Source organism: Veillonella parvula, assembly GCF_001553335.1.
GTDB lineage: Bacteria > Bacillota > Negativicutes > Veillonellales > Veillonellaceae > Veillonella > Veillonella parvula_S.
The window spans coordinates 1-226 of sequence record NZ_KQ960777.1 but is presented as its reverse complement, the minus strand read 5'-3'; positions in this window follow the sequence as shown (position 1 = coordinate 226).

Sequence of the window (226 nt, the reverse complement as noted above, 5' to 3'; positions counted from 1 at the left end):
TATCATAGCGAAAAATTACAGAGTACTAAAACGCCATTCGTGAGTTATTTTAGATAATTTATGTTTTATCATAGCGAAAAATTACAGAGTACTAAAACAATAAGCAGGACGTAGTGGTAACTACTAAGGTTTTATCATAGCGAAAAATTACAGAGTACTAAAACATGAAAACAATTAAAGATTATATGCAAGAGGTTTTATCATAGCGAAAAATTACAGAGTACTA